The sequence below is a fragment of the Geobacter sp. PheSNFMC genome (assembly GCF_059620965.1).
Genome location: NZ_JCAMRN010000046.1, coordinates 17,461 through 27,248, shown reverse-complemented (window position 1 = coordinate 27,248; position 9,788 = coordinate 17,461). Strand labels below are relative to the sequence as shown.

The 9,788-nt window shown below is 69.6% G+C and carries 5 protein-coding genes and 1 pseudogene; 4 read left to right on the top strand and 2 right to left on the bottom strand.

From position 1 onward, the window contains the following. Window positions 1–103 (bottom strand): annotated as a pseudogene (locus AC6CDK_RS11515) (ATP phosphoribosyltransferase); the annotation flags it as partial. Further along, window positions 100–477 (bottom strand): phosphoribosyl-AMP cyclohydrolase, encoded by a 378-nt coding sequence (gene hisI, locus AC6CDK_RS11510; protein WP_010942178.1) that lies wholly within the window; start codon window positions 475–477, stop codon window positions 100–102. The pseudogene AC6CDK_RS11515 and the gene hisI, both read right to left, overlap by 4 nt. A gap of 356 nt (window positions 478–833) precedes the next feature. On the opposite strand from hisI, the gene AC6CDK_RS11505 reads away from it, so the two are divergent. From AC6CDK_RS11505 to recD, 4 genes are read left to right on the top strand one after another with little or no spacing between them, the layout of a single operon-like run. After that, window positions 834–1,175 carry a TSCPD domain-containing protein gene (locus tag AC6CDK_RS11505; RefSeq protein WP_192905140.1) on the top strand — a complete coding sequence of 114 codons (342 nt, stop codon included), beginning with the start codon at window positions 834–836 and terminating at the stop codon, window positions 1,173–1,175. After that, a complete protein-coding gene (gene recC, locus AC6CDK_RS11500) occupies window positions 1,166–4,363 on the top strand; it encodes an exodeoxyribonuclease V subunit gamma (RefSeq protein WP_192905139.1) in 3,198 nt (1,065 codons plus the stop codon). Before AC6CDK_RS11505 ends, recC begins: the two co-directional genes overlap by 10 nt. Beyond that, on the top strand, window positions 4,360–7,974 hold the full coding sequence (gene recB / locus AC6CDK_RS11495; RefSeq protein ID WP_192905138.1) for an exodeoxyribonuclease V subunit beta: 3,615 nt from the start codon (window positions 4,360–4,362) through the stop codon (window positions 7,972–7,974). The genes recC and recB overlap by 4 nt, the downstream gene beginning before the upstream one ends. Next, a complete protein-coding gene (gene recD, locus AC6CDK_RS11490; RefSeq protein ID WP_039645061.1) occupies window positions 7,971–9,758 on the top strand; it encodes an exodeoxyribonuclease V subunit alpha in 1,788 nt (595 codons plus the stop codon). Before recB ends, recD begins: the two co-directional genes overlap by 4 nt. Window positions 9,759–9,788 lie beyond the last annotated feature (30 nt).

The window sequence follows — 9,788 nt, the reverse complement described above, 5'->3', positions numbered from 1 at the left end:
TGCGAGAGGAGATGCTGATCTGCCAGCCGGCCTTGCGGAACAGCTCGACCGTGGCGTTTTCGAGGCTACCCTTGGGCACGCCGAAATTGAGAAGTCCGCTCATTTCTTGTATACCTCCGCCGGATCGAACAGGGGCTCGGAGTGCTCGACCCACTGGCCGTCCTCCCACCGGACATAGAAGCAGCTCCGGTTGCCCGTGTGGCAGGCTGCCGGGCCGTTCTGCTTCACCTTGATGACCACGGCGTCGGCATCGCAGTCGGTGAGCACCTCGACCACCTCCTGGGTGTTGCCCGACTCCTCGCCCTTCATCCAGTACTTGTTGCGGCTGCGGCTGAAGAACCAGGTCTTGCCGCTCTCAAGGGTGAGGTTGAGGGTTTTTTCATCCATGAAGGCCACCATGAGAACCTCGTTGGTGGCGTGGTCCTGGATGATGGCCGGGATGAGCCCTCCCATCTTCTGGAAATCGATCGTTATCATGCCGGGTGTCTCTCCTCCTTTGCGGGAATGAATCAGATTTCAGCAGTTGAACACTGTCTGCAGTCGTACCGACGGTCTCTTTCGGTAATTCCAGACCCATGGTTCTGCGGCCGATCACCTCACCCGGCGGGCTCGGACAGGAGCGGCCGTGAACCACGGAATTTCCTTTAATACTCCGCCATCTATCATTGTGTCAACAAAATGTGGCGCCAGAAGTCGGAGCCCTTGGCAGGAGAGGTGCGTTCGGGGTATAACCGACTCCTGGGGCATACCCGGCAGGCGGGATAGAGGACGTATTCTGTCGCACTGTTGGACGATACTGTAGCCTGCCTTCATATCCCCCGGAGGAGCATCCCATGACGGAACGAAAACGTCCCGCGGCGCTGCGGGGCACGACCGCGGCCCTGGAGACCAACTGCGGCAAGCTCTATGTGACGGTCAACCACGACCCGGACACCGGCCTGCCCGTTGAGGTCTTCTGCCGCTTCGGCAAGGCGGGCGGGTGCGGCAGCGCCGTCATGGACGGCCTGACCCGAATGATCACCCGTGGCCTGCTCTCGGGCATGGACCCGCAGGTTGTGGTTCGGGACCTGGCCGGGATATCGTGCCACCTGGGCGCCGCCACCTGTCTCGACGCCCTGGCGGAGGCGGTGGCCCTGGCCCTGGAGGAGGGGAAAGGAGAGGACCGTTGCCCCTGACCATCTACACGAGCAACCGGATGGAGGCCCTGGTCGAGCAGCTTTGCGCCGTGGTCGAGCCCCCCCTGTCGTCACCCTTTGTTCCCGAGACCATCGTGGTGCAGAGCCGGGGCATGGAACGGTGGCTCGCCATGGAACTGGCAAAGCGCCTGGGGATCTGGGCGAACGGCTCCTATCCCTTTCCCAATGCCTTTGTCTGGTCGCTTTTCCGGGCGGCGCTACCCCATCTGCCGGACCAGTCCCCCTTTGACCCCGCCATCCTGACCTGGCGGATCATGGACCTGCTGCCGCGCCTGCTCCCGGAACCGGCCTTCGGCCAGTTGCGGGGATATCTGGCCGGGGAGGACCGGGAGTTGCGGCTCTATCAGCTTGCGGCCAGGATCGCCGATACCTTTGACCAGTACACCGTGTTCCGGGGCGACCTGCTGACGGCCTGGGAAACGGGGCGGGACCAGCAGTGGCAGGCCCGGCTCTGGCGCGCATTGACCGCGGACAGTCCCGGTACCCACCGGGGGGCCGTGCGCGACGCATTCCTGAAACAGCTGGCCGGGGGGCGTCTCCCTGCCGGCGTCTGCCCCGAACGGGTGTCGGTCTTCGGCATCTCGTACCTTCCGCCGTTCCACCTGGAGATCTTCACCTCCCTGGCCCGGCTCTGCCCGGTGAACCTGTTCGTCCTGAGCCCCTGCCGGGAATACTGGGGGGATATCGTCTCGCCCGGCGCCCGGGCGCGGATGACCCCGGAGCGCCGGCAGCAGGCCGTGGAGGGGCATCCGCTGCTTGCCTCCCTGGGTAAGCCGGGGCGTGATTTCTCGTCCCTCATCCTGGCCTGCGACGACCTGTCGGGCGGTGAGCGCGACCTCTATGCCGAAGCCCCCGGCGAAACGCTGCTGGCCGCGGTGCAGAACGGCATCCTCACCCTGGACGAGGCCGACGGCACTCCGCGTCTGGTCCGGGTGGACCCCGGCGACCGCTCGATCGGGATTCATTCCTGTCACGGCCCCATGCGCGAGGCGGAGGTGCTCCACGACGTCCTGCTGGCCATGTTCGAGGACCTGCCCGACCTCACGCCCCGGGATATCATCGTGATGACGCCGGACATCGAGACCTATGCCCCCTATGTTGCCGCGGTGTTCGGCGGCGGTCAGGATCAACAGCGGCGGCGGATCCCGTTTTCCATTGCCGACCGGAGCATCCGGTGTGCCGGGGGGGCGGCCGACACCTTCCTGGCCATCCTCGACCTGCCCCTGGGCCGCTTCCCGGTGACCGACGTGCTGGACATCCTGGAGACCGGCGCGGTCCACCGCCGCTTCGGCATCGACGAGGCCGGTCTCGAACAGATCCGCTCCTGGGTGGAGGCCACCCGCATCCGTTGGGGCATGGACGAGAACGAGCGCCGGGCTGCCGGGCTGCCGGCCTACCGGGAGAACAGTTGGCAGGCCGGGCTCGACCGGTTGCTGCTGGGGGTGGCCATGCCCGACGAGGAAGGGGCCATGTTCGGCGGCATCCTCCCCCACGATGCCATGGAAGGGGACGGGCCGGTGCTCCTGGGGCGCTTCATCCGCTTCGTGGAGGCCCTGGACCGGGTGCGGCGCGATCTGGTGCGCCCCCGCTCCCTTGAGGGGTGGACAGCGACCCTGCGCGGCATCCTGGCCGACTTCTTCAATCCCGATGACGCCACCGCCTTCGAGCGTGCCGCCCTGGGGAGGATCGTGGACGGCCTCGGCGAACTCGGCGCGGGCTCCGGCTTCACGGACGAGGTGGGTCGGTCCGTGATCAGGGCCTGGCTCGGCGAACGGCTCGACAAGCCCGAGCAGGGGCTCGGTTTCATGACCGGCGGGGTAACCTTCTGTGCCATGCTCCCCATGCGGAGCATCCCTTTCCGGGTGATCTGCCTGCTGGGGGTGAACGACGACTCCTTCCCCCGCCGGGACCGCGCCGCCGGCTTCGACCTGATGACCGCAGACCGCCGCCCCGGCGACCGGTCGCTGCGGGAGGAGGACCGCTACCTCTTTCTGGAAGCCCTCCTCTCGGCCCGGGAGCGCCTGGTGATCAGCTACACCGGCCAGAGCGTCCGGGATAACGCCGAGCTTCCCCCCTCGGTGCTGGTGAGCGAGTTCCTCGACTACCTGGGATCGCGCTTCACGGACGGCACCGACCGGTTCCCGGCCTCCCTGGTGACGCGGCACCGGCTCCAGCCTTTCAGCCCCGCCTACTTCACCGGAGACGGCGGGCTGTTCAGTTACGCAGCCGAGGAGTGCCGCGCCCTGGCCCGGCGCGACAGGGGCGACGCACCGCGCCCCTTCCTGGAGCATCCCCTGGCTTCGCCTGCTTCGGCTTTGGCCGACGAAACGGAGATCCTGCCCCTGGCGCAGCTCATCTCCTTTTTCGAGCACCCGGTGCGCTACCTCATGCGCCACCGGCTCGGCATCCGCCTGGAGGAGAGCCGCTCCCCCCTGGAGGACCGGGAGCCCTTTGCCCTGGACTCCCTGGATGCCTTCCTGCTGGAACAGGAGATCCTAGACCACATTCTGGCGGGCGGCGACCCGGCCGACCTCCTCCCCGTGGCCCGGGCCCGGGGCGGCCTGCCGCCGGCGCGCCAGGGAGAGCTGGCCTTTGCGGGGCTCACCGCACGGGTGCGGGACTTGGCCGACCGGGTCCGGCTGGCAACCAGCAGCCTGCCTCCCCTTGAACCCGTGACCGTGGACCTGCGGGTGGGTGAGCGGCGGCTCGTGGGAGAACTGGGTTCCCTCTGGCCCGCCGGCCTGATCCGCTGGCGCTGTGCCAAGCTGTCCGGCCGCGACCACATCCGGCTCTGGATCGAGCACCTGGTCCTCAATGCCCTGGCAGGGCCCGCCACCGGGGCGGCAAGCAGGCTCCTGGCCGCTGACGGCGAACTGGCGCTCCGTCCCGTGGCCGACCCCCTTGCGCACCTGGAGGCGCTAGTGTCGTACTACAGGCAGGGGAGCCGGGAGCCGCTGCGGTTCTTCCCGCGCAGCTCCCTGGCCTTTGCCCGCAACGGCGAGATGGCGGCGGCCCGCACCGCCTGGGAGGGAGACTTCTACCCGGAGGGGGACGATCCCTACCATGCGCTCTGCTTCGGCACTGCCGATCCCCTGGACGACGCCTTCCGCGAGACGTCCGTCGCAATCCTGACCCCCCTGCTGGCCCACCGGGAGGACGAGCGGTGACTTCCCTGCGACCCCATGACAATCTGACCGTGGAACTGTCCGGCCACAATCTGGTGGAAGCCAGCGCAGGCACGGGCAAGACCTTTGCCATTGCCTGCCTCTACCTGCGCCTGGTGGTGGAAGGGGAGGGGCTGCTCCCTGAAAACATCCTGGTGGTGACCTTCACCGAGGCGGCCACCAAGGAGTTGCGCGCCCGCATCCGCCAGCGGCTGCGCCAGGCCCGCGACCGGTTCGCCGGCGGGGGCGGGCCGGACGAGTTCCTCGACCGGCTGGCCCTGGGTGAGCGCTGGCCGGGGCACGCCACGGCCCTGTCCCGGATCGACAGCGCCCTCCAGACCTTCGACTGCGCCGCCATCTCCACCATCCACGGCTTCTGCCTCCGGGCGCTCCAGGAAAACGCCTTCGAGAGCGGTTCCCTGTTCGACACCGAACTGGCGGCGGACCAGGAACCGCTCCTGCGCCAAGTGGCGGACGATTTCTGGCGCCGTCACTTCTTCGGCGCGGACGCGCCGCTGCTCCCCCTGGCCCTGGGCCGGCGCTGGTCCCCGGAGGAGCTGGCGGCATTTCTGCGGAACATTGCCGGCAAGCCCCACCTGGCCGTGGAGCCGGTCTGGCATTCCGGTGAAGCGGACCGCGTGGCCGGGGAGATCCGGGACGCCTTTGCCGCGCTCGCGTCCCTCTGGCGGACGCAACGAGCGGAGATCGCCGCCATCCTGGCCGCCGATCCCGGGCTGAGCCGCTCCAGGAGCAACTACCACCCGGACTTGGTGCCGGGCCTCCTGGCCGCCATGGACGGCTATGCGGCCGGGACGGACCCCTACGCGCTCTTTGCCGGGTTCGACAAATTCACCACCGGGTTCCTGGCCGGGCAACGGCTCAAAAAGGCCGATCCGCCCCGGCACGACTGCTTCGATCTCTGCGACCGCCTGGCGCGGCTCACCTCCCAACGGCTCCTGCTCCTGAAGGCCGAGTTCGCGGCCCGGGGCCGGGAGCGGCTGGCCGCGCTCAAGGCTCAGCGCAACGTCCGGGGATATGATGACCTGCTCACGGACCTCCACGCCGCACTCGACGGGCCCGGCGGCGCGGCCCTGGCCGACCGGCTGCGTGAGCGCTACCGGGCCGCCCTCATCGACGAGTTCCAGGACACGGACCAGGTCCAGTACCGGATCTTCCGGGCGGTCTTCAGCGGCGGCGCGGTGCCCCTGTTCCTGATCGGCGACCCCAAGCAGGCCATCTACAGCTTCCGGGGAGCCGACGTTTTCGCCTACCTGGAGGCCCGGCAGGAGATCCCGGCGGAGCGGCGCTTCACCATGGATCGCAACTGGCGCTCCACGCCGGAGATGGTCGATGCGGTGAGCTCCCTGTTCCGCCTGGGGGGGGAGCACCCCTTCCTGGCCGGCGACATCGCCTTTCCCCCGGTCACGGCGGCCCGGCGGCAGGGATGCTCCTTCGGCGACCGCGATCCGGCGCCGCTCCAGCTCTGGTTCTTCCGCCGGGGCGAGAGCGACCGCGACTGCATCAACCTGGGCACGGGCCGGCAGCGGATCGTCACCGCCGTTGCCGACGAGATCTCCGGGCTCCTGGCCGACGGCCGCGCCGGCACGGCCTGCCTGGAGGACGAGGACGGGCGGATGCAGCCCCTCACCCCCGGCGACGTGGCCGTCATCGTCCGGTCCCACTTCGAGGCGGGCCTGGTTCAGCAGGCTCTGCGGGAGCGGGGCATCCCCTCCGTGGTCCAGAGTGCCGACAGCCTGTTCGAGACCCGCGAGGCCGGCGAGGTCTGGACCGTGATGGGGGCCGTGGCCGAGCCCGGGAACGAGGGGCGGGTCAGGGCGGCCCTGGTCACGGCGCTCTTCGGGCTCAACGGCAACGACCTGGCGCTTCTCATGGAGCAGGAGGCGGCCTGGGAAGAGCGGATCGCCGCCTTCCGCGACTACCGCGACCTCTGGCGCGAGCGGGGCTTCATGACCATGTTCCGCGCCCTCCTGGACCGGGAGGGGGTGAGGGAGCGGTGCCTTCCCCTGCCCGACGGGGAACGGCGGCTCACCAACCTGCGCCACTGCGCCGAGGTGCTCCACCAGGCGGCCGTTGAGCGGCGTCTCGGCCCCGATGCCCTGACGGCGTGGTTCGGGGAGCGGGTGAGTGTGCCCCCGCCCGGGGAGGATTACCAGATCCGGCTCGAATCGGACGACCGGGCGGTCCGCATCGTCACGGTCCACGTCAGCAAGGGGCTGGAGTATCCCGTGGTCTTTGCCCCCTTCATGTGGGGCGGACTGCGGGATGACGGGGACCTGACCCTCTGCCACGAGGAGGGCTTCCGGCTGGTGGCGGATTTCGGCACCGACCGCCGGGACGAGCGGCGCCGCCGGGCCCGGACCGAGGCCCTGGCCGAGAATCTCCGCCTCCTCTACGTGGCCCTCACCAGGGCCCGGTGCCGCGCCTACCTGGTCTGGGGCAAGTTCCGCGGCGCCGAGACCTCGGCCCCGGGCTGGCTCCTCCACGGCAGCCGGCCCGACGGGGGAGGCGACCCGGTGGCGCTCCTGGAGGGGACCCTGAAGAAGGCGACCGACCAGACTCTGCTGGAGCGGCTCGATCACCTGAAAGCGTTGAGCGGCGGGGGCGTGGCCGTGACCGAAGAACCGTGCCCGGTCCGACTGCCCCGCTTCCGGCCGGCCGTGGGTGAGGCGCCGCTGGTCTGCCGGGACTTCAGGGGCGACATCGACGCGGGCTGGCGGGTGGCCAGCTTCACCTCCTTTGCCTCGGGGCACCGGGAAACCGCCGAGTTGCCGGACCGGGACCAGACCCCGCCGGAGCTTCCGCCCGACGCGGCCAGCGACACGGCAGCCCCGCCCGAGGGCTCCATGTTCGCCTTTCCCCGGGGACCCCGGGCCGGCATCTTCCTGCACGGCCTCTTCGAGCAGCTCGATTTTGCCGTTGCCGGCGACGATGCCGTGCGGGACCTGGTCCGGCGCGAACTGGAGCGCAACGGCCATGGCGCCCAGTGGCTCGATCCGGTGAGCCGCATGGTCGGCAACGTCCTAAATGTTCCTCTGGGCGGGGAGGGGAATTCTTTCCGCCTGGCCGACCTGGTCCCCGGCAGCTGGCTGGCGGAGCTGGAGTTTTATTTCCCGCTCCGGTTCGTGCGGGACACCCAGGTGGCCGCCATCCTGGCCGGGGCCGGGGTGCTCCCCCAGGGGGCCGACCTGGGGGCGGTGGCACGCCGGATCGCCTTCGGCGAGGCCCGGGGCATGGTGCGCGGCTTCGTTGACTTGGTGCTCAGCCATGGCGGCCGCTACTACCTGATCGACTGGAAATCGAACCACCTGGGGAACCGGGCCGAGGATTACGGCCCCGAGCGCCTCTGCCGGGAGATGGAGCGCTCCCTCTATCCCCTCCAGTACCTGCTCTACACCGTGGCCCTCAACCGCTTCCTGGAGCGCCGCCTGCCCGGCTATCGCTACGAGGAGCACTTCGGCGGGGTGTTCTACCTGTTCCTGCGGGGGATCGATCCCGAACGCCCCGCCCTGGGGGTCTATCATGACCTGCCGCGGCCCGACCTGGTGCGGGCATTGACCGACTGCCTCGCCGGGCGGGAAGGAGGAGCGCCGTGAGCGCCGACGACCTGCAGTTCCGCGACATCGACGCCTGTTTTGCCGACTTCCTCTGCCGCCTGGCCGGCGGCCGGAACGACGATCTCCATCGGGCCGCCATGCACGCCAGCGCCGCCGTGGGGGCCGGCCACGTCTGCCTGCGCCTGGACGAGGCCTTTGGCAGCGACGGCGCAGCCCTGGCCGCCACCCTCAGGGCCCTGCCGGTGGTTGGCCCGCCCGGTGGCCGCACCCCCCTGATCCTGGACGAAAAGAACCGCCTTTATCTCTATCGATACTGGAGCTATGAATACCTAGTTACTGAATTCATAAAGCAAAAATCCGCAGAGCTCCGTCCCGTTTCCCTGCCGCTCCTGCGGGCCGGTATTGACCGGATCTTCGGGCCGAAGGGTGACGATGCCGTGGACTGGCAGCGGGTGGCTGCCGCGGCCGCGGTGCGGAGCGGCTTTTGCGTCATCTCCGGGGGGCCGGGTACCGGCAAGACCTCCACCGTGGTTTCGATCCTGGCCCTGCTCCTGGAGCAGGCCGGCGAGGAAGGGGCGGGCATTGCCCTGGCAGCGCCCACGGGCAAGGCCGCGGCACGGCTCGGCGACTCCATCCGCGATGCCCGGCAGCGCCTGGCATCGGTAACCCCCGTGGCGGAGCGGATTCCCGGCCAGGTCTCCACGATCCACCGGTTGCTGGGGGTGATTCCCGGCTCGGTCCGCTTCCGTCACGACCGGCGCAACCCGCTGCCGCACCGGGTGGTCGTGGTGGACGAGGCCTCCATGGTGCCGCTGCCCCTCATGGCCCGGCTGATGGAGGCCCTGGCGCCGTCGGCCCGGCTCATCCTCCTGGGGGACCGGGACCAGCTCGCCTCGGTGGAGGCCGGGGCCGTGCTGGGCGACATCTGCGACACCGGGCGGGCGCACCGGTTCTCGGCCCCGTTCCGGGAGTTCATCCGTGATGCCGCGGGTGAGGAGATCGAGGGAGAAGCCGGGGACGACGGGGACGGGCAGTCGGGGACGCCGGCCGACTCCCTGGTGATCCTGCGCAGGAACTACCGCTTCGGTGCGGCCAGCGCCATTGGCGCGGCCAGTGCGGCCGTGAACGAGGGCGACGGGGACCGGCTCATGGCGCTTGTGTCAGGAGAAGGGATGGACAACGGCGTGGCGCTCTGGCCGGTGCCGCCGGCGGAGCGGCTTGCCGGAGCCCTGGCCGAGAGCGTTGTTGCGGGGTACGGTGAGTATCTGCGCCAGGCAGACCCGGAACAGGCACTGGCCTGCTTCGACCGCTTCCGGGTCCTCTGTGCCGTCCGGCAGGGGGAGTATGGGGTGCAGGGGCTCAACCGGGCCATCGAGCGGGTCCTGGCGCGGCAGGGGCTCATCGATGCCGACCGCGTCTGGTACCCGGGGCGGCCGGTCATGGTGACGGTGAACGACTACGGGCTGGGGCTCTTCAACGGTGACATCGGCCTGGCCGTTGCCGATCCCGCCTTCAGCGGGGGGCTGGCCGTCTGCTTTCCCGCGCCCGGCGGTGGAGTCAGAAAGATTTCCCCGGCCCGACTGCCGGCCCATGAAACGGTCTTTGCCATGACGGTCCACAAGAGCCAGGGGTCCGAGTTCGACCGGATACTGCTGGTGCTCCCCCCCTTCGACAGCCCCGTGCTCACGCGGGAACTGGTCTACACGGGACTCACCCGCGCCCGGACCGGTGCGGTCATCTGGGCGGACGAGGAGATCCTGCGGTCCGCTGCGGCGCGGAGGAGCGAACGGCGTTCGGGCCTGCGGGAAGCGTTGTGGGGATGATGGGGTGATGGGGGGCGCGGCCGGACGGCC

Coding starts and splice junctions, on each gene's coding strand:
- AC6CDK_RS11505 (WP_192905140.1), top strand. CDS start 834: ATGACGGAACGAAAACGTCCCGCGGCGCTGCGGGGCACGACCGCGGCC.
- hisI (WP_010942178.1), bottom strand. CDS start 477: ATGATAACGATCGATTTCCAGAAGATGGGAGGGCTCATCCCGGCCATC.